The 25,191-nt window shown below is 63.8% G+C and carries 28 protein-coding genes; 7 read left to right on the plus strand and 21 right to left on the minus strand.

The features are described from left to right. Positions 1-126: 126 nt before the first annotated feature. From arfB to mutL, 3 genes are all read left to right on the plus strand, one after another. A complete protein-coding gene (arfB, locus tag AB8A38_RS13575) occupies positions 127-543 on the plus strand; it encodes an alternative ribosome rescue aminoacyl-tRNA hydrolase ArfB (RefSeq protein ID WP_093759989.1) in 417 nt (138 codons plus the stop codon). A 47-nt stretch (positions 544-590) separates the two neighbouring features. Further along, a complete protein-coding gene (locus AB8A38_RS13580) occupies positions 591-986 on the plus strand; it encodes a VOC family protein (protein ID WP_439086304.1) in 396 nt (131 codons plus the stop codon). 170 nt (positions 987-1,156) lie between these two features. Then, positions 1,157-2,977 carry a DNA mismatch repair endonuclease MutL gene (gene mutL, locus AB8A38_RS13585; RefSeq protein WP_439086305.1) on the plus strand — a complete coding sequence of 607 codons (1,821 nt, stop codon included), beginning with the start codon at positions 1,157-1,159 and terminating at the stop codon, positions 2,975-2,977. 6 nt (positions 2,978-2,983) lie between these two features. On the opposite strand, the gene AB8A38_RS13590 is transcribed toward mutL, so the two are convergent. The 3 genes from AB8A38_RS13590 to AB8A38_RS13600 are packed head-to-tail and all read right to left on the minus strand — an operon-like array spanning position 2,984 to position 6,288. Beyond that, complete coding sequence (locus tag AB8A38_RS13590; RefSeq protein WP_184513758.1) at positions 2,984-3,373, minus strand: VOC family protein; 390 nt, start codon at positions 3,371-3,373, stop codon at positions 2,984-2,986. Between the two features lie 23 nt (positions 3,374-3,396). Next, positions 3,397-3,951: a 16S rRNA (guanine(966)-N(2))-methyltransferase RsmD gene (gene rsmD, locus AB8A38_RS13595; protein ID WP_439086306.1), complete on the minus strand. Its 555-nt coding sequence runs from the start codon at positions 3,949-3,951 to the stop codon at positions 3,397-3,399. Positions 3,952-3,954: 3 nt separating this feature from the next. Further along, positions 3,955-6,288 (minus strand): pseudouridine synthase, encoded by a 2,334-nt coding sequence (locus AB8A38_RS13600; RefSeq protein ID WP_439086307.1) that lies wholly within the window; start codon positions 6,286-6,288, stop codon positions 3,955-3,957. A gap of 178 nt (positions 6,289-6,466) precedes the next feature. On the opposite strand from AB8A38_RS13600, the gene AB8A38_RS13605 reads away from it, so the two are divergent. After that, on the plus strand, positions 6,467-6,895 hold the full coding sequence (locus AB8A38_RS13605) for a nucleoside deaminase (protein ID WP_068733659.1): 429 nt from the start codon (positions 6,467-6,469) through the stop codon (positions 6,893-6,895). Here the strand turns inward: AB8A38_RS13605 and AB8A38_RS13610 are convergent. The 6 genes from AB8A38_RS13610 to AB8A38_RS13635 all read right to left on the minus strand — a co-directional run bounded on the left by AB8A38_RS13610 (position 6,866) and on the right by AB8A38_RS13635 (position 10,961). Beyond that, positions 6,866-7,120: a DUF6894 family protein gene (locus AB8A38_RS13610; RefSeq protein WP_439086308.1), complete on the minus strand. Its 255-nt coding sequence runs from the start codon at positions 7,118-7,120 to the stop codon at positions 6,866-6,868. The two genes, AB8A38_RS13605 and AB8A38_RS13610, sit on opposite strands and share 30 nt — an antisense overlap. A 68-nt stretch (positions 7,121-7,188) precedes the next feature. Then, positions 7,189-8,472, minus strand: a complete 1,284-nt coding sequence (purD, locus tag AB8A38_RS13615; protein ID WP_439086309.1) for a phosphoribosylamine--glycine ligase — start codon at positions 8,470-8,472, stop codon at positions 7,189-7,191. Positions 8,473-8,575: 103 nt separating this feature from the next. Then, positions 8,576-9,079 carry a DUF6622 family protein gene (locus tag AB8A38_RS13620; protein ID WP_439086310.1) on the minus strand — a complete coding sequence of 168 codons (504 nt, stop codon included), beginning with the start codon at positions 9,077-9,079 and terminating at the stop codon, positions 8,576-8,578. Between the two features lie 35 nt (positions 9,080-9,114). After that, complete coding sequence (locus tag AB8A38_RS13625; RefSeq protein ID WP_089261883.1) at positions 9,115-9,417, minus strand: winged helix-turn-helix domain-containing protein; 303 nt, start codon at positions 9,415-9,417, stop codon at positions 9,115-9,117. A 1-nt stretch (position 9,418) separates the two neighbouring features. Next, the gene (locus tag AB8A38_RS13630) at positions 9,419-9,970 is read right to left on the minus strand and encodes a hypothetical protein (protein ID WP_439086311.1); all 552 of its coding nucleotides are present in this window, start codon (positions 9,968-9,970) and stop codon (positions 9,419-9,421) included. Between the two features lie 4 nt (positions 9,971-9,974). Next, positions 9,975-10,961: an alpha/beta hydrolase gene (locus tag AB8A38_RS13635; RefSeq protein ID WP_439086312.1), complete on the minus strand. Its 987-nt coding sequence runs from the start codon at positions 10,959-10,961 to the stop codon at positions 9,975-9,977. A gap of 121 nt (positions 10,962-11,082) precedes the next feature. Here AB8A38_RS13635 and xseA point away from each other — a divergent pair, with 121 nt between their 5' ends. Next, the gene (gene xseA, locus AB8A38_RS13640; RefSeq protein WP_439086313.1) at positions 11,083-12,684 is read left to right on the plus strand and encodes an exodeoxyribonuclease VII large subunit; all 1,602 of its coding nucleotides are present in this window, start codon (positions 11,083-11,085) and stop codon (positions 12,682-12,684) included. Between the two features lie 119 nt (positions 12,685-12,803). Next, complete coding sequence (locus AB8A38_RS13645; protein WP_089261889.1) at positions 12,804-13,031, plus strand: DUF2093 domain-containing protein; 228 nt, start codon at positions 12,804-12,806, stop codon at positions 13,029-13,031. 48 nt (positions 13,032-13,079) lie between these two features. On the opposite strand, the gene lpxK is transcribed toward AB8A38_RS13645, so the two are convergent. The 6 genes from lpxK to AB8A38_RS13675 all read right to left on the minus strand — a co-directional run bounded on the left by lpxK (position 13,080) and on the right by AB8A38_RS13675 (position 18,593). Beyond that, positions 13,080-14,090, minus strand: a complete 1,011-nt coding sequence (gene lpxK / locus AB8A38_RS13650) for a tetraacyldisaccharide 4'-kinase (protein WP_439086314.1) — start codon at positions 14,088-14,090, stop codon at positions 13,080-13,082. Next, positions 14,083-15,387 carry a 3-deoxy-D-manno-octulosonic acid transferase gene (locus AB8A38_RS13655; RefSeq protein WP_439086315.1) on the minus strand — a complete coding sequence of 435 codons (1,305 nt, stop codon included), beginning with the start codon at positions 15,385-15,387 and terminating at the stop codon, positions 14,083-14,085. Before AB8A38_RS13655 ends, lpxK begins: the two co-directional genes overlap by 8 nt. Next, entirely contained in the window at positions 15,380-16,093 is a 714-nt protein-coding gene (locus AB8A38_RS13660; protein WP_439086316.1) for a lysophospholipid acyltransferase family protein, read from the minus strand. Before AB8A38_RS13660 ends, AB8A38_RS13655 begins: the two co-directional genes overlap by 8 nt. Beyond that, positions 16,090-16,335, minus strand: coding sequence for a DUF4170 domain-containing protein (locus tag AB8A38_RS13665; protein WP_439086317.1), 246 nt, complete (start codon positions 16,333-16,335; stop codon positions 16,090-16,092). Before AB8A38_RS13665 ends, AB8A38_RS13660 begins: the two co-directional genes overlap by 4 nt. 61 nt (positions 16,336-16,396) lie before the next feature. Next, a complete protein-coding gene (locus tag AB8A38_RS13670) occupies positions 16,397-17,206 on the minus strand; it encodes a 3'(2'),5'-bisphosphate nucleotidase CysQ (RefSeq protein WP_439086318.1) in 810 nt (269 codons plus the stop codon). Next, positions 17,193-18,593 carry a TldD/PmbA family protein gene (locus AB8A38_RS13675; RefSeq protein WP_439086319.1) on the minus strand — a complete coding sequence of 467 codons (1,401 nt, stop codon included), beginning with the start codon at positions 18,591-18,593 and terminating at the stop codon, positions 17,193-17,195. Before AB8A38_RS13675 ends, AB8A38_RS13670 begins: the two co-directional genes overlap by 14 nt. Before the next feature lie 285 nt (positions 18,594-18,878). Here AB8A38_RS13675 and AB8A38_RS13680 point away from each other — a divergent pair, with 285 nt between their 5' ends. After that, positions 18,879-19,403 carry a DUF6101 family protein gene (locus tag AB8A38_RS13680; protein WP_315840784.1) on the plus strand — a complete coding sequence of 175 codons (525 nt, stop codon included), beginning with the start codon at positions 18,879-18,881 and terminating at the stop codon, positions 19,401-19,403. Positions 19,404-19,434: 31 nt separating this feature from the next. Here AB8A38_RS13680 and AB8A38_RS13685 read toward each other — a convergent pair whose 3' ends face one another. The 6 genes from AB8A38_RS13685 to ubiA all read right to left on the minus strand — a co-directional run bounded on the left by AB8A38_RS13685 (position 19,435) and on the right by ubiA (position 25,179). Further along, positions 19,435-20,871 (minus strand): FAD-binding oxidoreductase, encoded by a 1,437-nt coding sequence (locus tag AB8A38_RS13685; RefSeq protein WP_439086320.1) that lies wholly within the window; start codon positions 20,869-20,871, stop codon positions 19,435-19,437. Positions 20,872-20,891: 20 nt separating this feature from the next. Beyond that, positions 20,892-21,887, minus strand: coding sequence for a Bug family tripartite tricarboxylate transporter substrate binding protein (locus AB8A38_RS13690; RefSeq protein ID WP_439086321.1), 996 nt, complete (start codon positions 21,885-21,887; stop codon positions 20,892-20,894). 113 nt (positions 21,888-22,000) lie between these two features. Then, positions 22,001-22,597, minus strand: coding sequence for a thiamine pyrophosphate-dependent enzyme (locus tag AB8A38_RS13695; RefSeq protein WP_439086322.1), 597 nt, complete (start codon positions 22,595-22,597; stop codon positions 22,001-22,003). Then, positions 22,585-23,127: a thiamine pyrophosphate-binding protein gene (locus AB8A38_RS13700; RefSeq protein ID WP_315840780.1), complete on the minus strand. Its 543-nt coding sequence runs from the start codon at positions 23,125-23,127 to the stop codon at positions 22,585-22,587. Before AB8A38_RS13700 ends, AB8A38_RS13695 begins: the two co-directional genes overlap by 13 nt. A 147-nt stretch (positions 23,128-23,274) precedes the next feature. Further along, a complete protein-coding gene (locus AB8A38_RS13705; protein ID WP_439086323.1) occupies positions 23,275-24,213 on the minus strand; it encodes a LysR substrate-binding domain-containing protein in 939 nt (312 codons plus the stop codon). Positions 24,214-24,246: 33 nt separating this feature from the next. Next, entirely contained in the window at positions 24,247-25,179 is a 933-nt protein-coding gene (ubiA, locus tag AB8A38_RS13710) for a 4-hydroxybenzoate octaprenyltransferase (protein ID WP_315840778.1), read from the minus strand. Positions 25,180-25,191: the final 12 nt, after the last annotated feature.

The following is a 25,191-nucleotide window of genomic DNA, read 5'->3' on the forward strand; positions in this document are numbered from 1 at the left end:
GATAAGCCTTGGCAGGGCGCCAGTTCCAGCATTACCGCTATGTCCCGGGCATATCTTTGCGATCTGCGATCAAGCGCACGGGGGCACCAAGCAAAACGCGGTATCCTGTGCTACGGAGACAGAATGCTGCTCCGGATCACCCGCTCCATCGCCATCGACGAAGACGATATCGATATCGTCTTCGTCCGCGCGTCCGGACCTGGCGGGCAGAACGTCAACAAGGTCTCGACCGCCGCGCAATTGCGCTTCGACAGCCGCAAGCTGACGCTGCCGGAGGATACAGCGATCCGGCTGCGCACCCTCGCCGGCCAGCGTATGACCAAGGACGGCGTGATCGTGATTCACGCCCAGCGCTTCCGCACCCAGGAGCGCAACAAGGCCGACGCCATCGAGCGGCTGGTCGAACTGATGCAGGAAGCCGCCTTCCGGCAGGCGCCGCGGCGGGCCACCAAACCGACGCTGGGCTCGAAGATGCGCCGCCTCGACGGCAAGAAGCGCCGCAGCGACGTCAAGGCCGGCCGTGGCGGGCGTTTCGACGACTGAGCGGCAACCAACGCAACAAGCCAGACCACTTTTCCAGGAATTTCCCGATGGCCAAACCCGTTCATTCCATGATCCGCGTGCTCGACGAAGCGCGGTCATTGGACTTCTACAAGCGCGCCTTCGGGCTCGAGATTGCCGAGCGCTTCGCATTTCCCGATTTTGCGCTGATCTATCTGCGCCACCCCTCCTCGCCCTTCGAGCTCGAATTGACGGTGAATTTCGATCGAACCGAGCCCTATGTGCTGGGCGACGGTTACGGCCATCTCGCCGTCGTGGTTGATGACGTCGCTGCAGAACATGCCCGGTTCGAAGGCGAGAATCTGGCACCCGGGCCACTGCGCGATTTCAAGCATGAGGGCCGGACGCTGGCGCAGTTCTTCTTCGCCACCGACCCCGACGGCTACAAGATCGAGGTGATCCAGAAGGGCGGCCGATTCGCGTAAAGCGTTTTTCGAGCGAAGTGGATACCGGTTCGCGTCAAGAAAACGCGTCAAAACAAAAAGCCAGAACCGGGGAAAAGCGGGTTGCGGCGGGGACATCCGGCACCCGGGGCCATAGAATGGCGCTTCAGGTTCCCTACATAACCCTGCCCCGTCATCACGCCCCGAGATCCATGCCCGTTCGCCAGCTCCCAGAAACCATCGTCAACCGCATCGCCGCCGGCGAAGTGGTGGAGCGGCCGGCCAGCGTGGTGAAGGAACTGGTGGAGAATGCCATCGATGCCGGCGCCAGCCGTGTCGAGATTTTCACCGATGGCGGCGGGCGGCGAAAGATCGCCATCACCGATGACGGCGGCGGCATGACCCACGCCGATCTCACCCTGGCCGTGGACCGCCATGCCACCTCGAAGCTCGATGACGAGGACCTGCTGCAGATCCGCACCCTCGGCTTTCGCGGCGAGGCCCTGCCCTCCATCGGGTCCGTCGCGCGGCTGAGCATCACCACACGCCACGCAAGCGAACCACATGCCTGGTCTCGCACCGTCGACGGCGGCGAGAAATCTGACATCGCGCCTGCGGCACTGTCGCAGGGCACCCGCGTCGAGGTCAGCGATCTGTTCTACGCGACCCCGGCCCGGCTGAAATTTCTCAAGACCGACCGCACCGAAGCGGAAGCAATCCGCGAAGTCGTCCGCCGCCTCGCCATGGCGCGGCCGGACATCGCCTTCACCATGGCCGGCGAAGAACGCGCGCCGGTGACATGGGCGGCGGCGTTGCCCGGCCCGGCCGGACAGTTGACGCGGCTCGGCGACATTCTCGGGCCCGAGTTTCGTCTCAGCGCCATCGAAGTGCGCAGCGAGCGCGAAGGCGTCGTGGTCGAAGGTTTTGCCGCGGCACCATCGCTGACCCGCGCCAATGCGCTTGGACAGTATCTGTTCGTCAATGGCCGTCCGGTCCGCGACAAGCTGATCATCGGCGCGGTGCGCGCGGCCTATTCCGATTATCTGCCCCGCGACCGCCACCCGATCGTCGCACTGTTCGTCACGCTTGATCCGCAGGAGGTCGATGCCAATGTGCATCCGGCCAAGACCGAGGTGCGTTTCCGCAATGCCGGGCTGGTGCGTGGGCTGATCGTGCATGCGCTGAAGGAAGGCCTCGCCCGCGAAGGACGCCGCACCGCAGCCAATAGCGACGGCGCCGTGCTGGACTCGTTCCGCCCCAACTTCGCACCCAATTTCGCGCCGCGCGCAAATGCGAACTGGGACTGGCAGCGCTCGCCGGCCTATCCAGTCAATCCAATGCCGGGCTTCGATGGTTCGGCGGCGTTTGCCGAACGGAGCCAGGCCGCTTTCGATGTCGGCACGCCATCCGCCGATGTGCGTTTCGAGGACGCACCGCAGACCGACCTGATCGACCGGCCGCTCGGCGCCGCGCGCGCACAGGTGCATGAGAACTACATCATCGCGCAGACCCGCGACGGCATGATCGTGGTCGATCAGCACGCCGCCCATGAGCGCATAGTCTATGAGCGGCTGAAGGCGTCGCTGGCCGCCAATGGCGTGCAGCGGCAGATCCTGCTGATCCCCGAGATCGTCGAAATGGACGAGGCCATCGTCGAGAAACTGTTCGACCGCGCCGAGGAACTGGCGAGCTACGGTCTCGCCATCGACAGTTTCGGCCCCGGCGCCATCGCCGTGCGCGAGACGCCGTCGCTGCTCGGCAAGACCAATGCGGCGTCGCTGCTGCGCGATCTTGCCGAACACATGGCCGAATGGGACGAAGCGCTGCCGCTGGAGCGCCGCCTGCTGCATGTGGCCGCGACCATGGCCTGCCACGGCTCGGTGCGCTCAGGTCGGCGGCTGCGGCCCGAGGAAATGAACGCGCTGCTGCGCGAGATGGAAGACACGCCGAATTCCGGCCAGTGCAACCACGGCCGGCCGACTTATGTCGAGCTGAAGCTCAGCGATATCGAGAAGCTGTTCGGGAGGCGGTAGCGCGTCTCACGTATATTTCGGATCGCGCTCGAGCAGCTCGATCGACACGCCCTGCGGCGCGCGGATGAAGCAGATGCGCAGGCCGGGCTTGAGCGTATGCGGCTCCTTGGTGAACTCCACGCCCTTGGCCTTCAGCGACGCAGCCACCGCATCGATGTCCTTCACCTTCAGGCCGAAATGGTCGAGGCCCTGATAGGGCGTGGCCGGCGGCGGGTTGACGCCCATCTCCGGCGTCACGGGGGCGAGGAAGATCATGCCGCCGCCGAGCCTGATATCGATACGGCCAGGGGCACGCAGGATCTCGGCGCCGAGCATGTCAGCAAACCACTGCGCGGTGGCTTCGGTGTCCGGCGTGCGGATATGGACGTGATCCCAAGTGTATTCGATCGCAGACATCGGCGGCTCCTTTTGACGTCTTTTTACACAGATCGCAGAAACGTAAATTCGGTATCGTCATAGGCGCGGCGCTCGAGTTCTTCAAACCCGTCGGGCGCCGCAAAGGCAGCATCCTTCGCCTCTTCCACCACGAGCAAAGCGCCCGGCGTCAGCCAGCCACCATCGCGCAGCGAGGCCAGCGCCTTTTCGGCGAGCTTCATGCGATAGGGCGGGTCGAGGAACACCAGCGAGAACGGCTCGACCGGATGGGCGGGGCCGAGATCGGCGGCATCGCGGCGATACACTTTGGTCACGCCGCCGAGACCCAGCGCCTCGACATTGTTGCGGAGCAAGGCGCGCGCCTCGGAACCGTTATCGACGAACAGCGTGAACTTGGCGCCGCGCGATACGGCCTCGATGCCGAGGGCACCAGTGCCGGCAAACAGATCGAGCACGCGCGCGTCCTCAATCGGACTTTCGTAAGCGTGGATCAGGATGTTGAACAACGACTCGCGCAGTCGATCCGCCGTGGGACGGATCGCCTGCGTCGTGGGCGATGCGATGTTGCGGCCCTTCAGCCGGCCACCGACGACACGCATGGCTTACTCGTCCCGCGGCTTCAGATCGCGCTTGCCGTGATAGCCGCGCTTCGGCTTCTTCGGCGGGCCACCGAAGGTGGCTGCGTCCTCGTTGCGGGCACGCGACTCTTCCGAGCCGGCGCGCTGCACGAGAATGCGACGGCCCTTGCGGTCTTCCACCGTGGAGCGCTTCAGCACCGGCTTCTTGACGATCACCGGATCGAGCGAAACGTCGCCCTTGCTCGGCAGTTGGCGGCCGAAATCGGCACCCGACGCTTCAGCGATCTTCTCGCCGAGCTGCTCGCGCAGCACGCGGGTCTTCACCTCGTCGACCTGGCCTTCCTCGATCTCGCCGAGCTGGAACGGACCGTAGGAAATGCGGATCAGGCGATTCACCTCGAGACCGAGATGCGCCAGCACGTTACGTACTTCGCGGTTCTTGCCTTCGCGGATCGCGAACACGATCCAGACATTGGCGCTCTTGTCGCGCTCCAGCGTCGCATCGATCGAGCCATATTTGACGCCGTCGACCTCGACGCCGTTCTTGAGCTCGTTGAGCTGCGCCTGCGTGACTTCGCCATGGGCACGCACGCGATAGCGCCGCAGCCAGCCGGTCTCCGGCAGTTCCAGCGTCCGCGCGAGGCCGCCGTCATTGGTCAGCAGCAGCAGGCCTTCGGTGTTGAAATCGAGCCGGCCGATGGAGATCAGGCGCGGCAGGCCTTCGGGCAGATGATCGAACACCGTCGGCCGTCCCTCGGGATCGGCATGGGTCGTCATCAGGCCGCGCGGCTTGTGGTAAAGAAACAGACGCGTGCGCTCCGGCGCCGGCAACGGCTTGCCATCGACGGTGATGACGTCGTTGGTCGAGACATCGAGCGCCGGCGAGTTGATGACGCGGCCGTTGACGGCGACGCGGCCCTGCGTGACCCATTCCTCGGCATCACGGCGCGAGCACAGGCCCGCGCGCGACACGACCTTGGCGATACGCTCGCCGGCCTTCTTGGCCGCGGGAACGCGCGCCGGGCGGCGCGCTTCCGGATCGCGTTCGCGATACTCGCCACGGCCACCAAAGGCGGGACGCTTCGCAAAGATTCTGCTGTCGTCCTCGTTCTCACGACGCGGACGCTCATCACTGTCGCGGCTCTCGCTGCGACCATGCTCCTGCCAGTCGGTGCGGCCACGCGGCTCGCGCGGACGATCGAAGCTCGGACGATCTTCACGCGGACGCGAGAAACGCGGACGCTCGCTGTCGCCACGCTCCGGCCGGTCGTCACGCGAACGCTCGAATTTTGGCCTGTCGAATTTCGGCCGATCGAAATTGCGCGCACCATCGCGCGGCGGACGCGCGCTGCGGCTGCCACGATCATCCGAACCGCCTTCGCGCTTCTGCCAGGGTTTCTGCTCGCTGCGATCAGGGCCGCGCTCGAAATCACGCCCACCGCGATCGTTGCGATCACCGCGATCCGGACGATCGCCAAAGCTCTTGCGCGGGCCGCCGCGATCCGGCGCACCACGGGAGAATTTCTTGTCGCCGCCGAACTTCTTCTCGGCGCTGAAGGGCCGGTCGCCGCGCGGACGATCACCGTCGCGCGAGGGGCGCGGGCTGAACGGACGATCGCCTTGCGGACGATCGTTGCGATCACCCTGCGGGCGATCAAAGCGCGGACGCGGACGATCGCCATCGCCGCCGCGGAAGCCTTCGCCGCGCGGCGTATAGGGGCGCTTCTCACCGCCGCCATCGCGCGACGCATAGGGCTTCTTGTCGCCAAACTTCTTGTCGGAGAAACGTCCGGCCGGACGCGCATCGCCGCGGTCGCCACGCGGGGCGCGGTCATCCCTGTTGAAATTCGGACGGTCGCCACGCGGTGCTTCTCCGCGCGGGCTGTAGGGACGTTTGTCACCGCCACCGGCGCGCGGGGAATACGGACGCTTCTCGCGATCGCCGAAATCCTTGCGCGGCCCACGATCCGGACGATCGCCACCACCGCTGCGCGCAGGACGGTCGTCGCGGTTGAAGCGGGCCGGACGCGCATCGTCACGATCGCGACGCGGCGCATCGCCGTAGTCACGGCGCGGCGCGCGATCATCATCGCGCTTGCCGGCGTAAGGCTTCGATCCAAAAGACTTGGCACCAAAAGACTTGGCACCGAACGACTTGCCGCCAGAAGGCTTGCCACCGAACGAGCGCTTCTCGCCGCCGCCAGCACCGGCCGGTTTCGGCGCATAGGTGCCGTCGCGCTTGGCGAATTTCTTCTCTGGTCCACGTGCGGCGCCGGAGCGGCCCTTGCCGGCCCCGCCTTTGCCACCGGGTGGCCGGCCGCGCGAGGGGCCGTTGTTTTTGTCGTTGTCGCGGGGCATGAAGGGTCTCACTGCAGCGGGAGCTGAATTGGGTTGAGCGGTGCGGACAGGGTTCGCGGGCCGAAAATGCGCGCTCATTGGGGCGCATTCTCACGCAAAACCAGTATCCACTTTTGCTGAATGCAACTCCGTAGCAGAGTTTTGCGCAGGAAACGAGCCGTTGACCGCACCTTCTTTCATGGATCTGGCGCTGAAAGCGGCCGAAAACGCCGGAAATGCCGGCGAAGTCCCCATCGGCTGCGTCATCGTCGGGAATAACGAGGTGATCGCCACGGCCGGCAACCGCACCCTCCGGGACCGCGACCCGACCGCCCATGCCGAAGTCCTGGCGATCCGGGAGGCCGCCGCGAGGCTCGGCAGCGAGCGGCTGGTTGACTGCGACCTGTATGTGACCCTGGAGCCCTGCACCATGTGCGCCGGCGCGATCTCCTTCGCCCGGATCCGGCGGTTGTATTACGGGGCAGCCGATCCCAAGGGCGGCGGGGTCGATTCCGGCGTACGCTTCTTCGCTTCGCCTACCTGCCACCACGCGCCGGAGGTCTATCCGTCCGTGGGCGAAACCCAGTCCGCCGCGCTGTTACGAGAGTTTTTTAGAGCGCGGCGCTGAGGCTTTGCTGACAGCCAAGTCAACGGGAACGCGGGTTACTTCGTGCCCGTCTTCGTGGATGACGCAGACGTGGCGCTCATGGTCCTGATGCGTCGCCGGCCGTGCGCTGACTTCGTCGGCGATCACATAAGCCTGTGCAATCGCTTCGGCGTCACTGCGCAGCTCCCGACCAGCATGGTCGCGCTGCGTCGTGCCGTTCTTGAGGTCGAAATAATAGTGCGCCATGGGTACCTCACAGCCCCATCAACGCGTTCCACAACCTTCGGTTCCCCGAGAGGATCACCCCAATACCGTTACTTGCCTTTGCGCTCCCGCGCCACCGCCTGCCAACCGATATCGCGGCGGCAGAAACCTTCCGGCCAGTTGATCAGGCCGATGGCTTCATAGGCGCGGCGCTGGGCCTCAGCGACGGTCTTGGCGGAGGCCGTCACGTTGAGGACGCGCCCGCCATTGGCGAGAATCCAGTCGCCGGATGCCTTGGTCCCGGCGTGAAACACCTCGACGCCCTCGATCTTCTCGGCCCGGTCGAGACCGGCAATCCGGGTGCCCTTTTCATAGTCGCCGGGATAGCCCTTGGCGGCCATGACCACGGTGAGTGCGGGATCCGGGAACCAGCGGAGGTCGAAATTCTTGAGCTGCCCGTCGCAGGAGGCGATCAGGGCTGGCAGCAGATCCGACATCAGCCGGACCATCAGCACCTGCGTCTCGGGATCGCCGAAGCGGGCGTTGTATTCGATCAGCTTCGGACCCTCGTCCGTGATCATCAGGCCGGCGAACAACACGCCCTTGTAGGGATTGCCCATCGCGCTCATGGCGCGCAGCGTCGGCAGGATAATCTCGTTCATGGTGCGATCGCGGATCGCATCGGTAAACACCGGCGCCGGCGAATAGGCGCCCATGCCGCCGGTGTTCGGCCCCTTGTCGCCGTCGAAGGCGCGCTTGTGATCCTGCGCCCCGACCAACGGCAGCGCATGCTCTCCGTCGCACAGCACGAAAAACGAGGCTTCCTCGCCGGTCATGAATTCCTCGACCACCGCTTCCGCACCGGCTGCGCCGAAGCCGCCACCCAGCATCATGTCGATGGCGTCTTCCGCTTCCTTCAGCGTCATCGCAACGACCACGCCCTTGCCGGCGGCAAGACCATCGGCCTTGATCACGATCGGGGCGCCCTGCGCGCGAATATAGGCCTTGGCGGCGTCCGCATCGCTGAAGCGCTCATAGGCCGCGGTCGGAATGTTATTGGCCTTGCAGAGATCCTTGGTGAAGCCCTTGGAGCCTTCGAGCCGGGCGGCTGCCTTGCTCGGCCCGAACGACCTGATACCGGCAGCAGCCAGATCGTCGACGATCCCCTCCGCCAGCGGCGCTTCGGGGCCGACCACTACGAAATCGACCTTGTTCGTCCTGCAGAACGCAATCACGGCGGCATGGTCGGTAACATCCAGCGCGATACATTCCGCCTCTTTGGCGATGCCGGCATTGCCGGGCGCGCACCAGAGCTTGGTCAACAGCGGAGACGCGGCGAGTTTCCACGCCAGCGCGTGTTCGCGACCACCGGAACCGAGGAGGAGAATGTTCATAACCAGCCAGACCAATTGCAATCAAACACGCCCACCATTTAGCACGGCGCGTCGGGACAGCAATCAGTGGTCTGAGTCATCAACCGGCCAAGCGGCCACTCCATCAAGCGACGGCGACATGTGTTTCCGCGCGATAGCGGCGGATCAAACCCACCGTCCAGCCAAGGAAATAGCCGGCGCACGCCCCTGACACCAATTGCCCGATCAGCGGGACGGCAGCACCCGAACCCAGCTTCATCGCAGTTGCGACCGCCACTGCATATTGCAGGAGGAAGACCGACAGGTTGCGGATCAGGGGCAGCCAGCTCCCGGGACGCAGAATGGTGCCGTCCTGCCGATCGACCGTCATCTCGCCGGGACCGACCCACAGAGCGACGGCCGCCATCACGATTGCCGCTGCCAGCCATGCCCCGATCAGATGCAATTGGCCGCCGGCAAAGATCAGCCGCGACAGCCCCATCAGGAGAAACACCATCGGAACGATCAGCAAACGGCGCAGCTGTGTCTTTCGCGGCCGGAGCGACAGGCTTCCGAGCCAGATCAGCAGTGCCAGCAACGCGAATACCCAGATCGGCGTGTTGGTCAGAATGCGCCACGCGATGTCCATGACAATCTCCAGAGCTTTACGTTACTTGCTTTGCACTACTTGCCTTCCGCAGTCGCGATGATCTCACGCAAGGTGGCGACATGCCGCGCGAAGGCGCCGCGCCCGGTCGCAGTGGCCGTCACCGTCGTCTGCGGCTTCTTGCCGACGAACGCTTTCTCGACGCTGACATAACCGGCTTTCGCCAGTGTCTCGATATGTGCGCCGAGATTGCCATCGGTGGCGCCGGTCAGTTTCTTCAATCGCGGGAAATCCAGCCCCTGTGCCGGATGCAGCGCGTTCAGCGCGGCCATGATCTTGAGCCGCAGAGGCTGATGGATGATGTCGTCGAGCTCTGCCATGTCAGCTACGCCGCATCCAGAGACCGCCGAGCAACAGGCCGCCGCCATTGACGACAGCCATCCAGAGCGTGAACCACGGTCCGGCGAAGAAGTAACCGAGCAGCGTCAGCGCGATCACGCTCATGCCGATCACGACGAAGACACGGCCGAACCAGAACCCTGTCATCACGTAAGGCAACATGAAGTAAGTCGTCCAGAACGCTGCGATCTGCCGCGGCGCCATGTTCCCGAAAACGATACTCCACAGACAGCCGAAAGCCACGAACGCAATAAACGCTGCCGTTGCGCGGGCATCGAAGGTGCTGACGCCTTCGCGCTTCTTGTTGAGGGCCCCGATGATGATCGCGCAGATAACACCCGCGACAATGATGACCGACCAGATGACGGGAGCCGCAGCAGGTGCGAAGAACGAGAGCAGATAACCGATAAAAGTCGCAACGCCCCATAGAATGAGCATCGTGCTGGCATGCCGATAGAACACCGACTGTCGGACCAGCCGACTGAGGCTCTCGATCTCCATCAACGCAGCACTGGCTTCCTGACTGTTGATCACGGTGTCACCTCGTTGCGAGATCGTCGGCAACGACGGCGACGAAACTTGTCGTGCTGACGACGTCCATGTGATTTGCATTGTCTAGGACGCGCACGTCGATATTGGCTTTCGACTGCATCGCCTCGCGATATTTGTCCGCGAACATCAGCTCGTCATCGCGCCCGGCGATGACCGATATGGGCCCGTTCGCCGGATCGAGATCCAGGCGATAGTCACGATGCGTGCCGAAATTCTGCAGCAGCCGAAACGAATATTCGGACGTCAGAATACGTTTCGAACCCGGTTGCACGGCAAAAGCAACCACCGGAAGCTGCGAACAGCATGTCACCCCGAACGACTGCAGCACACTGAGCGCGACGATGCGCGGCACATTCGGACTGGCCCATCCGCCTGCGTTCTCGCGTGTGGAGGGCGACTTCAGACCGAGATAGGGTGACAGCAGAACGGTGCGTGCGAACAGTCCCTGATTGACGGACCCTGCGACGCGCAGCGCAAACCCGCCGCCCGACGAATGCCCGGCGAGCGTCAGTGGCGACGCCAGCCCCTGCCCGCGCAAATGGCCGACGAGATCTGCAAGATCATCGTCGAGCTGGCCGAGATAGGCGATATCGCCGCGGGTCCCCGACGCGCCATGGCCGCGCATGTCGGGAGCGATGCTTTCGACGCCCCGCGCGGCAAGCGCTTTCGCGAGGGCGTGCACCGCCATGCTCGATCCCGACGAGCCATGAATGAGCAGTGCGGCACGGTTCACGGACGGTCCGGATGGCGCGTAGCGCCGGTAGGCCAGATTCGAGCCGTCTCTCGCCTGGAAATACTGCAGCGGCGGCACGCCGCCGCGATCCGCACTGCGCGCCGTGTCCGCAATGGAGGCCAGTGCCTTGGGACGGGACACCGGCACCGCAATCATGCCGGCTAGCACCAGGGCGACCAGACCTGCTGCAGCAAGGAGCCAAACGATGCCACGAACTGCGAAGGTCAATATCCACGCCATAATACCGCCATTCTCTGAATACAGACTACTCTGTACAACAGAGTTATCTGCAATTCAATATCTGATTGGCGTTTTGCGACCGACATCCCTACTTTGCGACGATCCTGAAAGCCGAGATTCGATGCCCAAAGCCGCTGCCCCCCTCACCAATTCCCCCGAATTCACCGTCTCCGAGCTGTCCTCAGCCCTGAAACGGACGGTGGAAGACACATACGGGAACGTGCGGGTGCGCGGCGAAATCTCGGGTTTTCGCGGGCCGCATTCGTCGGGTCACTGCTATTTCTCGCTCAAGGACGAGAGCGCCAAGATCGAGGCGGTGATCTGGAAGGGTGTCCATGGCCGGATGCGGTTCAAGCCGCAGGAAGGCCTGGAAGTCATCGCCACCGGCAAGCTGACCACCTATCCCGGCTCGTCGAAATACCAGATCGTCATCGAGGCCATCGAACCTGCCGGGGTCGGCGCGCTGATGGCGCTGATGGAAGAGCGCAAGCGCAAGCTTGGCGCCGAGGGCCTGTTCGACGAAGCGCGCAAACAGTTGCTGCCGTGGCTGCCGGAAGTGATCGGCGTGGTGACGTCGCCGACCGGCGCTGTCATTCGCGACATCCTGCATCGGCTGGAAGATCGCTTCCCGCGCCGCGTGCTGGTCTGGCCCGTGAAAGTTCAGGGCGAAGGCTCGGCCGAACAGGTCGCCGCCGCGATCCACGGCTTCAATGCGCTAACGGAAGGCGGCGCCATTCCGCGGCCCGATCTCCTGATCGTCGCGCGCGGCGGCGGCTCGCTGGAAGACCTGTGGTCGTTCAACGAAGAGATCGTGGTGCGTGCTGCGGCCGAGAGCATGATCCCGCTGATCTCGGCCGTCGGCCACGAGACCGATATCACACTGATCGATTTCGCCGCCGACAAGCGCGCGCCGACGCCGACGGCAGCCGCCGAAATGGCGGTGCCCGTGCGCGCCGAACTGATGGTGGAGATATCCGGCTTCGAGCGCCGCATGATGCTGTGCTGGCAGCGCGGACAGGAATCCCGCCGCAACGAACTACGCGCCGCGGCACGTGCTCTGCCGGATCTCAGCGAATTGCTCGCCATCCCGCGCCAGCGTCTCGATGGCGCAACCGCATCGCTGCCGCGCGCTCTGAAAGCAAATACACACGCGCATCATCGCCGCTTCGCGCAGGCCAGCGCGGGGCTGACGCTGCGCGTGCTGCGCGCACAGATCGCCCATGCTACGCAGCGGCTGACGGTATCGGGCGAACGCCTGAGCCTCTCCGCGCGTGCATTGCTTCGGCAGCGTCGCGATCGCTTTACTGGCCTTGAAGCACGATTGAAGACCTCCAAGCTCGCCAATGCGCAGGCGCAGCGCAATGCCATCACACGCGACAGGGAACGCGCGCTGCGTCTATCCGAACGTGCCCGCCGTGCATTGACGACACTGGTACAGCGCCAGCAGGCGCGCGTGCAGGCGTCGAGCCAGCTGCTCGGTGCCCTTTCCTATCGCAGCGTGCTGGCCCGCGGCTTTGCGCTGGTGCGGGATGAACAAGGTGCCGCGCTGTATGCCGCCGTCAATATCGGAGCCGGCGCCCGCCTGAGCATCGAATTCGCCGATGGCCGCGTCGGCGTGACCGCCGATGGCGACCGCCCGGCCGCGGCAGCGCGTGAAGCGCAGCCTGCGTCGCCGGCTGCACCGAAAAAGGCGACGAAAATCGATCAGGGCAGCCTGTTCTAGAGGTTGCGCAGGCCGCCTTTATTGGGCGACGCCGCGGCCCTATTTATGCTACGAGTGACGACATTCAGGGCCGGTGACCGATCCGGCAAGACGACTTAGTGACGATCCAGGAGACAGCCGTGCTGAACAAATTTGGCCCCTCGGGCCACGGCGAAGCCCAGTTGCAATATCTCGACGGCGATTTCCGCGTGGTGTCGCCCGGCACCTATGTGACTTGCGCCATCACAGGCGAGCGCATCCCACTGGATGAGCTGAAATACTGGAGCGTCGATCGGCAGGAAGCCTATGCGGTGCCGAATGCGGTGCTGGCGCGGCATTATCCGGACGCAGTGAAGGGTCAGAAGTAAGCTCGTATCGGTCGTTCCGCAGGATGAGCCCGCTTCGCTTAGCCCACCTTACGTTCTGAGCGTCTTCACTCTTGCCTGATTGAGCCGTTCGATCACGAAAGCCTGCAGCGCCGCCTTGTCCTCGAAGGCCAGCGTGACGGCGAATGGCACGATCTCCGCCGCGGCCGGCATGCTGCTGAGCTTGACGATGTCCTTCTCGGTCGTCACCAGCGTGAGCCCATCACGCTTCGCTTGCAGGGCCAGCGCATCGATCTCACCGGGCGCATACGGGTGGTGATCGGCGAAAGCTTTCTCCACAGCCACGTCCACGTCTGCATGACGCAACGTGCGGAAGAAGCGTTGGGGATCGCCGATTCCCGCAAAGGCCAGCACGCGCTTGCCGCGCAGAGCCGCCACTGACGCCTCGTCCGGCACGAGGCGCGCCGTCAACACCGGACCACCCTTGCCCGCGACCAGCGCCGCCACGCCCGTCGCCGCAACACCATCGCCGATCACCACGAGCGCATCGGTGCGTGCGATCTGCAGATCGAGCGGCGCGCGCAAAGGTCCTGCAGGCAGCACACGGCCGTTGCCGAGACCGCGATTGCTGTCGATCACAATGAACGATGCATCCTTGGCGATGGCCGGATTCTGGAAACCGTCATCCATCACGATCACACTGGCACCGGTCGAGCGCGCCAGCGCTGCGCCCGCAACGCGATCCCCGGAAATCACCACCGGCACCTGCCGTGCCATCATCAGCGGTTCGTCGCCGACATCTGCTGCCACATGTCTCGACGGATCGACTTTCACCGGTCCACGCAGTCTGCCGCCATAACCGCGACTGAGCACCACCGGCGTCTCGCCGAGATCGCGCAGCACGTGTACCAGTGCCAAAGTCGTCGGTGTCTTGCCGGCACCGCCGACGTGATAATTGCCGACGCAAAGAACGGGAATGCCGACATCGACGCCCTTGCGCGCCATGCGGCTGCCTGCGACTTCGCCGTAGATGGCGCCAAGCGGCATCAGCAGGCGCGACAGCCATGTCGATGGCGGCCGCCAGAACGCGGGCTCACGCATCCTGCGCTCCCGCTTCGAGCCGGAGCTGCATCAAATAGGGCTCCAGCGCATGCAGCGTACGGTCGAGCGCACCGCTAAGCCGTTCAACCACGCGATGCCCGGCCTCGATCGCGGCATTGCGTGCCGCCTCGTTGCCGAGCATCTGGCCGAGCTGTTTCACCATTTGCTCCGAGGAGTCCGCGAGCTTCGCGCCGCCGGCGCCATCGAGCGCCTCATAGACATCGGTGAAATTGAAGACGTGCGGGCCATGCACCACGGATGCACCGAGCTTCACGGCTTCAATCGGATTCTGCCCGCCATGCGGCACCAGCGAACCGCCCATGAACACCACCGGCGACAGGCGATAGAACAGGCCGAGTTCGCCCATGGTGTCGGCCACGTAAATATCAGTGCCTGCATGCGGCAATTCCTCGCGCGAGCGCAAGGCGACCTGCGCACCTGCCACCGTGATCATCTGCGCGATATCTGCGCCGCGATGAGCGTGGCGCGGCACGATGACCGTTAGCAATTTCGGGAAGAAGCTGGTCAGCGTCTTGTGGGTCTCGAGGATGATCTCCTCTTCGCCGGGATGCGTCGATGATGCGACGATGATGGGGCGACCACGCGTCACCGCCATGAGCTTGTCGAGCTTCACGGCGTCACCGGGCGGCGCCTGCACATCGAGCTTCAGATTGCCTGTCACGACGACGCTGCGCGACCCCAATGCGCTGAAACGCTCGGCGTCGGTTTCGGACTGCGCCAGGCAGATCTCGAAACGGCCGAGCAAAGCGCCGATGGTTGCCGAGAATTTCTGCCAGCGCGGGAACGAACGCTGCGACATGCGCGCATTGATCAACACCATCGGCAGCCGACGCTTGGCGGCGGAGATGATGAGGTTCGGCCAGAGATCGCTCTCGATGAACAGCGCCAGACTCGGCTTCCAGTGATCGAGGAAGCGCGCCACGAAGCGCGGTGAGTCATAGGGGATGTATTGATGGATGATATCGGTCGGAAAGCGCTTGGCAATGATCTCGGCCGAGGTCACCGTTCCCGACGTCAACAGGATGCGCATGCCCAGCGCGCGCAACCGCTCGATCAAGGCCGCTGCGGCCAGCACTTCGCCGACGCTGGCGCCGTGAATCCAGACCAGCGGCCCGGTGGGACGCTCGATCTGCGAAATGCCGCGACGCTCGTCGAGGCGGGCGGGATCTTCCTTGTTTTGTTTCAGCCGCCGCTTGATCAGGAACGGCGCAAGCGGCGCAAGCGCCGCCGACAATCTGCGATAGGCGCGCAGCGTGAGCGGCAGCGCGTTAGGCACGACCCGCACCTTCCGGCCGACCTACCGCGTCATAGGCACGTTGCGTGGCCTCGTTCAGCGTGGCCTCGAGCTGCAGGCGCAGCGCCTCCATGGTGGCAGCGTCGGCATCCGCAGGAACGCTCAGCGGTTCACCGCCGACCAGCGCGCCCCGACCGAACGGCAGATTGATCGTCGTGCGGTCCCAGTTGTTGAGCTGGACGTAGCGGCTGGTGGCCATGGCAAACGGCATGATCGGCCGGCCGCTTTCGCGTGCCAGCATGATGATGCCCATGCCGGCGACACGCGAGCGCTTCGGCACGTCGGCGGTCAGCGCCATATTGATACCGCGCTCCAGCACCCGCACCATTTCCTTGAACGCACCGACGCCGCCCTTGCGATGAAACGCGCCGCCATGATCGCCGGAGCCGCGGACGGTGGCGATGCCAAGGCGCTCGGCAGCCAGCGCATTGAACTCGCCGTCGCGATGCTTCGAGATCAGCACCGCGCCGCGATAGTCCTTCTGCCGGATGAACGGCGTCATGAAGTGTTGGCCATGCCAGAACGCCAGAATGACCGGCATCTGCGGCTCGACGATGTCATAGACATCGACGGGATCGAAGGTGAATTTGTTGGTCTTCCAGACCAGACGCAAAAATTCGGCCGCGAGAAACCCCGCGGCGCGCTGAACCCAGCTGCTGCGCAGCGTGTTTCGGAGCAGTCGTTTCAAGCGGTCGGCTTCGCGTCTTGGCCGGGATCGAGCAACCGATGGAGATGGACGATGAAGTAACGCATATGGGCGTTGTCGACGGTCTGCTGCGCCTTCGCCTTCCAGGCCACGAATGCCGACGCGTAATTCGGATAAACGCCCACCACTTCAACCTGGCTGAGGTCCTTGAAGGTTGTCCCTTTCAGATCAGTGAGTTCGCCGCCAATGACCAGATGAAGCAGTTGCTGTGGTGTGTCCGACATGAATCCTGTTCCTGCAGCGGCCGGCTGCGATCCGATAAGTCAAAGATAGTGGTGCTGCCGGTTAAACCCGGCGGTTCTGGAATTGCTCGACGATGTAAGCATGGCGATCGGCCCCCGCTGCCACCAGCAACCCGTGCGTGACTTCCCGGCGATTATAGAGGATGGGATCGCCCGAAAGCTCGGTCATTCTACCATTCGCTTCGTGCACGATCAAATCCGCGGCGGCCAGATCCCAGTCCCGGCTCTGCCCCCCGGCAAAGGCTGCATCCAGCCGGCCATTGGCGATCCAGCACAAGCGCAGCGCCAGCGAGCCGATTCGCGGATAGAGGGTAATGTCCTGCCGGGGATGGACCATCCGCTCGACCAGAGGCTTCGGGCCCGCCACGCGCGAAAAGTCCATTGCGGAACCGGTCGTAGCCCGAACCGGAACGCCATTGCAGGTGGTGCCCTGCCCGCGGATCGCCAGAAAAAATTCATCTGTGGATGGCGCAAATACCGCGGCCATCACCGGCCGGGCGTCCTCGACCAGCGCGACACAGACACACCAATCCTCGCGACCGGCGAGATAACTGCGGGTGCCGTCGATGGGATCGATGATCCAGGTCAGGCGCTTGCCGAGACGGGACTCGTCATCGGCGCTTTCCTCCGAGAGCCAGCCATAATCCGGCGTCGCCGCGCGAAGCCGCTTCTCGATCAGATCGTTGAGGGCGATATCCGCTTCGGAGACGGGGGAGGATTCGCCCTTGGTCCATTTCCTGAGTTCTGTACCGAACATTGCGAGGCCGAGCTCGCCGGCGGCCCGCACTGTGTCCGCCATCAGGGCAACATCTTGCGCGAGCCGTTTGTCTGTATCGAGATCAGCGTCCGGCAATCGTCAGTCCCTCGACGCGCACGGTCGGCGCGTTGACGCCGTATTTGAAAGTGAGGTCGTTCGCAGGTGTCATCGACTTGAAGATCTCGAACAGATGGCCGGCGATGGTGATCTCGCTGACGGCGTAGGTCAGCTTGCCGTTTTCGATCCAGAATCCGCCGGCACCGCGGCTGTAGTCGCCGGTCACGCCATTGACGCCCGAACCGATCAGATCGGTGACGTAAAAGCCTTCCTTGATATCGGCGATCAGGTCTTCGGGGCTCACGTCGCCCGCTTCCATGTGCAGGTTATACGCGCCGGGCGATGGTGACGACGACACGCCGCGATGCGCGTGGCCTGTCGTGGTCATGCCGAGTTCGCGCGCGGTCGCGCAATCCAGCAGCCAGGTGGTCAGCACGCCGCCATCGATGATGGCCTGCTGCTTCGTCGCAACGCCTTCGGCATCGAAGGACTGCGAGCGCAGGCCGCGCACGCGCAGGGGATCGTCGATGATGCGGATATTGCTGGTGAACAGCTGCTTGCCGAGACTGTCCTTGAGGAACGTGGTCTTGCGCGCGACGGACGCGCCATTGGCGGCGCCGATGACATGACCGACCAGCGAATTCGAGACGCGCGGATCGTACACCACCGGCACCTTGCAGGTCGGCACTTTGCGCGGATTGGCCCGCGCCACCGTGCGCTCGCCCGCGAGTTTGCCGACGCTGGCCGGCGACTCCAGGTCGGATGCATGCAGCGCCGAGGTGAAGGCGTAGTCGCGCTCCATCTTGGTGCCGTCGCCGACGATCGCGGTCATCGACACGCCCTGGCTCGATCGCAGATAGGAGCCGTGGAATCCGGTGGAGGTCACCAGCACCATGCCGCCGATGCCGGTCGAGGCGGATGCACCGCCCGACTTGGTCACCCCCTTCACCGCGAGTGCCGCCGCTTCGGCTTCCACTGCGCGTCGTTCGAGTTCGTTCACCGACGGCACGACGGGATCGAGCAGATCGAGATTTGCAAAGTCGCGCGCAAGCAGCGCTGGGTCCGCAAGGCCGACATATTGATCATCGGGTGCGACGCGCGCCATCGCGACAGCACGTTCGGCCAATTGTGCGACATTGTCGCCGGACATGTCATTGGTGGAGATCACCGCCTGACGGCGACCAACGAATACGCGCAATCCCATGTCGTCGCCTTCCGAACGCTCGGAGGCTTCGACCTTGCCGTCACGCACTTCGACGCCATGCGACACACCGCGCACCGCGACCGCATCCGCGGCATCCGCGCCGGCCTTCCTTGCAGCCTCGACGAGACGCTGTGCCAGCACCGAAAGCGCGGACTGGTCGAGCAGATCGGAATTGTCGGATTTCGTGGAGGCGGACGACGACGCGTTTGGTGAAGAATTCACGAACAAAATCCCAACGTTGAGAGACGATTTTCGACCGGTCCGAAGCGGTGATGGCCGCTGTTAGAGATGTGCCTATTTCGCAGGGACTTCAAGCATTTGCCGTGCCGAAAAGGAAAGAATTTCAGGGCTTTCGCAACGACTCGTCAATCATGTCTGCCAAGCTTCTGTCAATCATGAAGGGCAGTCGGATTCGATTAACCAGCCTTTTTAAGCCGATTCCGAACCGGCTCTGGCAAGCTCTCCCCATCGACCGAAAGCATAATTTCGGCGGGGAGATAAAAAGCCGTGAGGCATCAAACAGCGACAGGTGGGGCCCATGCCCCGGGATCGAGCAGCGCATTGCGGCTCGATCCCCATTCACTTCCGGTTCGTTTCGAGGCGCATGATACCCGCGCCGACGGAGCGATCCGCCATATCGAACTGCACCGTACCCGCGTTGTCCTGCATCGCGCCGTCAGCGGCATGCGCATGGCGATCAATGTGCGCGTCAGCGATTTTCTCGGCGTCACCCTGCGCGGTCTCGACGACGGCAAGATGCTGATGCTCGCGCATCGCGATCCATCGCTATCGATTCCATTGCTGGTCAGTTCCGATCGCGAGGAAATCGACATGGCCTGGCAGATGTGGAGCGAGATCTTCGCACTTCCGCAATTGCCCGAAGAGAAGACCTACGAACCGTCGCAGCGCCGCCGTCGCCGCAATGCGATTCGCGAGCGCCGCCCGAAATTCCTGGTGCGTCGTCGTCCAGGCGCGTTGCTCGGCGAAGCCGGCATGTACAAGGGCGAGCGCGAGATCATCGCGCGACATTAATGAGACAGGCAGGAACCTCCTGCCGCTTCACTCAAGGCAACCGCAGCACCTTCTCCGGATTCATGATCCGGTCGGGATCGAGCGCAAGCTTCACCCGCCGCATCAGATCGAGCTCGACCTCCGACGTGTAGAGCGGCAGCCGGTCGATATGCATGCGGCCGATGCCGTGCTCGGCGCTGATGCTGCCGCCACAAGCCACGCTTTCCTGATGCACGATGGTGTTGGCCTCGTGCGCCGCAGCCTCGCGCACCTGCGCATCGCCGATGTCGTAGGGAAACACAACGATCACATGGACATTACCATCACCGACATGGCCGCAATGGGCGACCTGCGCATTCGGCAGCTCGCGCTGCAGCCGACGCGTGACGCGGTCGATGAATTCCGGCAGCGCCGAGATCGGCACCGACGTATCGTTCGACACCGTGAAGCCTTCGCGCTTGTTGGATTCCGAAATCGTGTGGCGCAGGTTCCAGATTCGGTCAGCCTTGGCCTGATCGGTGGCGATCACCGCATCGCCGATGAGCCCGTCCTCCATCGCTGCGGCCAGTGCCGTCTCGAGGCTTTCCACGGCATTCCAGTCCGCGGCGCTGTCAGCCAGTTCGAGCAGCACATACCACGGTGCTTCATCTGCCATCGGACTGCCGCTCGCAGAACCATGGCGCAGCACGATCTGCAATTGGTTCTGCGACATCAGTTCAAAGGCCTCGACACGCCCGCCTGTGGTGCGCTGCAGATACTGCAATAGCGCAATCGCTTGGCCGACCTCGTCCATCGACACCATTGCCGTCGCCGAAACGACGAGCTTCGGATACAGTTTCAGCACGGCGGCAGTGACGATGCCGAGCGTGCCCTCGGCGCCGATAAAAAGCTGTTTCAGGTCGTAGCCGGTATTGTCCTTGCGCAGCGCCTTGAGGCCATTCCAGACACGACCGTCTGCCAGCACGACTTCGAGCCCGAGCACCTGTTCGCGCATATTGCCATAGCGCAGCACACCGGTGCCGCCGGCATTGGTGGAGATCAGCCCGCCGATCTCGCAACTGCCGACGCTGCCGAGCAGCACGGGAAATTGCCGGTCGTGCTGGTCTGCCAGTGCACGCACATCCGCCAGAATGCAGCCGGCTTCCAGCATCACCGCATTGTTGAGCGGATCGAGATGACGCACGCGGTTGAGCCGCGAGACATTGACGATCAGGCAGTCCAATTCGTCCGGTGCGATCGCTCCGCCGGTGAGCCCGGTATTGCCGGCTTGCGGCACGACGGCCACACCGAAGTTGCGGCAGACGCTCATCAGTGCTGCAACTTCCTCCGTACTTCCCGGCAGGGCTACAGCGACAGCAGCCCCGCGATAACGCGCGCGCCAGTCTTGCTGATAGGAGTCGGCATCCGCACCAGTGCGCACATATTTGCCGCCAATAACTGCGGCCACGGCAGCAAGAAATGCGGCAGGATCAACTTTCAGAGACGTCAACACGCTATCCTTCCGCAGAGCTACTCAGCCTTCAGACCCGCGGCCTGAATGATCGGGCCCCACTTCACGCCCTCGGCTTTGACCTGCGCCTCAAGCTCAGGACCGGTCGAGCCCACCGGATCGCCGCTCAGCTCGCGCAATTGCTTCGCCACGTCCGGATCGGCCACGGCCTTGCGGAACTCCGAACTCAATCGCTCGGCCAGCGCCGGCGCCATGCCGGGCGGGCCGAACACCGCGTTCCATGTATAGGTCTCGTAATCAGGCAGGCCTGACTCGGCAACGGTCGGAATGTCCGGGAATGATGGCGACCGCTTCTTGGTCGTGACGGCCAGTGTGCGGATCGAGCCCGCCTTGATGAACGGCGCCGCGCCGCTGAGCACGTCGAACAGAACCGGGATCTGTCCACCCATCAGGTCGTTCATGGCCGGCGCACCGCCGCGATAGGGCACGTGCTCCATCCTCACGCCCGCCTGCACCTTGAATAGTTCTCCCGACAGATTCGGCGGCGTCCCCACACCGGACGATCCATAGCTGTATTTGCTCGGATCGGCCTTGAGCAGTGCGATGAGTTCCTTGACGGTGGTCGCTTGCACCTGCTTGGACACCATCAACACATTGGGCACCGTGACCAGCATCGAGATCGCCGTGAAATCCTTGACGGGATCGTAGGGCGGCACCTTCGCCATCAGAGGATTGATCGTGTGGGTGGAGATCGTGCCCATCAGCAGCGTCAGCCCGTCGGGTTTCGCGCGCGCGACCCGCGTGGCACCGACCACACCGCCCGCGCCGCCGACATTTTCAATGAGGATGGTCTGCCCGAGCTGATCGGAGACCTTCTTGGCGACATGGCGGCTGACGATGTCGGTGGCCCCGCCTGCGGCGAAAGGCACGACCAGCGTGATCGGACCTTTTGGCAATTCCGCCTGCGCCCAGGCATGGGTGCCAGGAATCATCATGCTGGACGCCGCGACGGCTGCCGAGCGGCAGAACGTGCGGCGCGTGATCTTGCTCGCCATTGTTTCCCTACCCTTGATGATTTTTGTTTCCCACACTGGTTTTCCAGCATTGGGTCTCCTAGCGATCGTCGGAAGGGCGCCGCATCCATAGGGATGAGCGCCCATCCGTTGGTTCAGAGCGGTGCGTGTCCGAGCGCAGCGCGGAAGCGGTTCTTCACATAGACACCATCGCGCGGCGGCAGCACGCGCGGCGGGTTTTCCGCCTTCACCTTGATGGTCGCGAGTTTGACGCCATCGCGCGACGACAGGCGAGTGCGCAGATCGTCCACGCCAGCCATATCGTGAATCTCGCGCGTCCAACCGAAGCCGCAGGCTTGCGCCACGCGATCGAGATTGACGCCAAGCCCGGCGTGGCTGACCTGCATGCCGGTTTCGCCGAAATGCCCATTATCGAGAATCGCGATGGTGAGATTGGCAGGTTTGCGCGTAGCGATGGTGGCAAGTCCGCCCATGCCCATCAGCATCTCGCCATCGCCGGTGATGACCAGCACCGAATGGTCGGGCTTCGCCGTCGCAAGCCCAAGGCCGACCATGGCCGCGCTGCCCATCGCAGCCCAGAGATAGTAGTTGTTGTCGTGATCGCCGGCAGCCATCACGTCATAGGACGGTGAGCCCAAACCGGTCACCACAAGCAGATCCTTGCGGCCGGCCAGCAGCTTCTGCACGACCTCGCGGCGATCGAGCGCGCCGGTTGCGTTTACTTGACCCACTGCTTCTCTCCGATCAAACGCTGCCCCAGGAGCAATGCACAGGCTGCATCGCCATTGAATGCCATCGATGCGGCGCCATGCAACAGCGGTGCTACATCCTGCGGCTCATCGGCGCGCCAGGTCAGCACGCCCATCAGGTTGAGCGCCTTCTCGGTCGCCTGCCCCATCGGATTCTGCCACGCATTGAACTCGGCCCAGTCGCCGCGCATGGTCACGACCATCAGAAGCGGGAAGCGCGTGCAGGCCTGCAGCGCCAGCGTGTTGATACAATTGCCGACACCACTGGACTGCATCAACAGCGCACCGCGCTCGCCGCCGAGCCAGGCGCCCGCGAGATAGCCGATGCCTTCTTCCTCGGTGGTCAGCACCACGGAATTGATTGCATTGTCTTCGTCAGCGAGACGGATCGCCGTGGAATGGCCGGCATCGGGCACATAGACGATGTGCTTGACGTCGGCCTCCTTCAGGATGCGGAATACGTCGTGTCGCCAATCCACCTGTGAACCGGGCATGGGCCCTGCGTCTGACATTCCAGTCTCCGTTGCTTGCAGCATAGCGCTGACTCACGCTTAGCCCAAAGCAGACCGCGCAACGCATACAGATTTGCTTGATGAGATATGCCGAGATTTGATCTCTGGCGTTGCAGCACGCGACAGCGCGCGAATGGTGCGACGCAGCTACGTTTTCTCGGGATCGATCATGTGGCCGACCCAGATATTCCGGGCCACGAGATCGGCCGCGATCTCCGTGAATGTATCGCCGACGAAGCGCGCCGCCGCGCTGACCGAGCGGTCTGCCGGATAGGCCAGCACCAGCTTGCGCGCCGGCGTGGGATTGACCAGCGGCGCCGCGCACAGCACGCCGCTCTCGACCAGCGCATGGATCGGCGCAAGCGGCAAAGCCGTCGAGCCAACACCGTTGCGCACGAGATCGATCATCGCACCGAAGGAGTCCGCTTCGACACTGCCACGCAGTTGGATGCCCGCCTGCCGCGCGCATTCCTCCATGATCCCGCGCAGTCCGTGGCGCAGACTGGGCAGAACAAGTTCTTCATGGGCCAGCGCCGCGAACGGAACGGGCCGATCCATGCGCAATCCCTTGCTACCGGCGCTGACGAATAGCAGGTTCTCCATCATTACCGGCACGATGCGCAGTGAACGCAGCGGCTGCGGATCGTAGGACACCGCGAGCTCGAGTTCGCCGCGCTGCAGCCAGTCGAGCAGATGCCCGGTGAAAGCCGATGACAGCCGGATCGAGAGCTGCGGATGCACCTCCTTGATCTTCTTCACCAGGGGAACGGTGACGATCTCGGCCACGGTCGGCGTCGTGCCGATGGAGACGAGCCCCTTGAACGACGCGCTCTCTTCGGATGTGACATTGCGGATGGCATCGAGCTCGGTCATCACGCGGGTCGCGTGGTTGAGAACTTCGCGGCCGATCTCGGTGATGACCATGCCGCGCCCGTGCCGTTCGAACAGCACGGCGCCAAGTTCTTTTTCCAGCAGTCTGATTTGCCGGCTCAGGGCTGGCTGCGCGATGCGCAGGCGATCGGCGGCCTTGCTCAGGCTTCCCAGTTCGGCCACGTGGATGAGTGTCTTGAGCTGTGCGACGTCCATCTCTGTGGTCCACCAGTGCTTCAGACGGCGCGATTACGCCGCCCGCATGATGGCATCCACGAGCAATCCTGCAAACAGCAGCAGCCCCGCGTCGCGGTTGGATTTGAACAGCCGCAGGCACAGCGCGGAGTCGCTGATATCGGTGCGTGCGACCTGCCAGGCCAGATGCACCGCGAATGCCGCGAGGCCAAGCCATGCCGGCCAGCGTGCGCCTGCCAACAACAGCGCCACTCCGATCAGCAACACGGCAAGCCCGTAGAACAGCGTCAGCGCGGCTTGAGTGCGCTCCCCAAACAACAGCGCGGTCGACTTCACGCCGATCAGCGCGTCGTCCTCGGTGTCCTGGTGGGCATAGAGGGTATCATAGGCGATCACCCAGCAGATCGAACCGGCATAGAGCAGCAGCGCCGTCGCATCGATGCGGCCGAACACCACGGCGAAGCCCATCAGCGCGCCCCATGAGAAGGCAAGACCCAGCACGCTCTGCGGCCAGTAGGTAACGCGCTTCATGAAAGGATAGGCGGCAACGATGCCAAGCGAGGCGATGCCGGTAGCGATGGCGAAAGTGTTGAACTGCAGCAACACCACAAGGCCGATCAGTGCCTGCAGCACCAGAAATGCAAAAGCCTGTTTCGCCGTAACCTGCCCAGCCGGAATCGGCCGCGAGCGCGTGCGCTCCACCTTCGCGTCGAGGTCGCGATCGGTGATGTCGTTCCAGGTGCAGCCGGCACCGCGCATGACGAAGGCGCCGATGAAGAACAGCGCGATCATCTTGGGCAGTTGATGAATATCATGCGCCATGCCGGAGGCGAGCGCCGCCGACCACCAGCATGGCATCAGCAGCAACCATGAGCCGATCGGACGGTCGAAGCGCGACAGCCGCAGATAGGGCCGCGACCACAACGGCGCCGAGCGATCGACCCAGTTGCCGGTCGCATCCGCAACGCGGGCGGCCGCGTCGCTCATCGGAACAGAATG

It is taken from the genome of Tardiphaga sp. 839_C3_N1_4, from assembly GCF_051811045.1.
Lineage (GTDB): Bacteria > Pseudomonadota > Alphaproteobacteria > Rhizobiales > Xanthobacteraceae > Tardiphaga.

What these genes read in the sequence shown, in the direction of transcription:
- AB8A38_RS13580 (WP_439086304.1), top strand. Translation starts at nt 591, where the DNA reads ATGGCCAAACCCGTTCATTCCATGATCCGCGTGCTCGACGAAGCGCGG.
- mutL (WP_439086305.1), top strand. Translation starts at nt 1,157, where the DNA reads ATGCCCGTTCGCCAGCTCCCAGAAACCATCGTCAACCGCATCGCCGCC.
- AB8A38_RS13590 (WP_184513758.1), bottom strand. Translation starts at nt 3,373, where the DNA reads ATGTCTGCGATCGAATACACTTGGGATCACGTCCATATCCGCACGCCG.
- rsmD (WP_439086306.1), bottom strand. Translation starts at nt 3,951, where the DNA reads ATGCGTGTCGTCGGTGGCCGGCTGAAGGGCCGCAACATCGCATCGCCC.
- AB8A38_RS13600 (WP_439086307.1), bottom strand. Translation starts at nt 6,288, where the DNA reads ATGCCCCGCGACAACGACAAAAACAACGGCCCCTCGCGCGGCCGGCCA.
- AB8A38_RS13605 (WP_068733659.1), top strand. Translation starts at nt 6,467, where the DNA reads ATGGATCTGGCGCTGAAAGCGGCCGAAAACGCCGGAAATGCCGGCGAA.
- AB8A38_RS13610 (WP_439086308.1), bottom strand. Translation starts at nt 7,120, where the DNA reads ATGGCGCACTATTATTTCGACCTCAAGAACGGCACGACGCAGCGCGAC.
- purD (WP_439086309.1), bottom strand. Translation starts at nt 8,472, where the DNA reads ATGAACATTCTCCTCCTCGGTTCCGGTGGTCGCGAACACGCGCTGGCG.
- AB8A38_RS13620 (WP_439086310.1), bottom strand. Translation starts at nt 9,079, where the DNA reads ATGGACATCGCGTGGCGCATTCTGACCAACACGCCGATCTGGGTATTC.
- AB8A38_RS13625 (WP_089261883.1), bottom strand. Translation starts at nt 9,417, where the DNA reads ATGGCAGAGCTCGACGACATCATCCATCAGCCTCTGCGGCTCAAGATC.
- AB8A38_RS13635 (WP_439086312.1), bottom strand. Translation starts at nt 10,961, where the DNA reads ATGGCGTGGATATTGACCTTCGCAGTTCGTGGCATCGTTTGGCTCCTT.
- xseA (WP_439086313.1), top strand. Translation starts at nt 11,083, where the DNA reads ATGCCCAAAGCCGCTGCCCCCCTCACCAATTCCCCCGAATTCACCGTC.
- lpxK (WP_439086314.1), bottom strand. Translation starts at nt 14,090, where the DNA reads ATGCGTGAGCCCGCGTTCTGGCGGCCGCCATCGACATGGCTGTCGCGC.
- AB8A38_RS13665 (WP_439086317.1), bottom strand. Translation starts at nt 16,335, where the DNA reads ATGTCGGACACACCACAGCAACTGCTTCATCTGGTCATTGGCGGCGAA.
- AB8A38_RS13690 (WP_439086321.1), bottom strand. Translation starts at nt 21,887, where the DNA reads ATGGCGAGCAAGATCACGCGCCGCACGTTCTGCCGCTCGGCAGCCGTC.
- AB8A38_RS13700 (WP_315840780.1), bottom strand. Translation starts at nt 23,127, where the DNA reads ATGTCAGACGCAGGGCCCATGCCCGGTTCACAGGTGGATTGGCGACAC.
- AB8A38_RS13705 (WP_439086323.1), bottom strand. Translation starts at nt 24,213, where the DNA reads ATGGACGTCGCACAGCTCAAGACACTCATCCACGTGGCCGAACTGGGA.
- ubiA (WP_315840778.1), bottom strand. Translation starts at nt 25,179, where the DNA reads ATGAGCGACGCGGCCGCCCGCGTTGCGGATGCGACCGGCAACTGGGTC.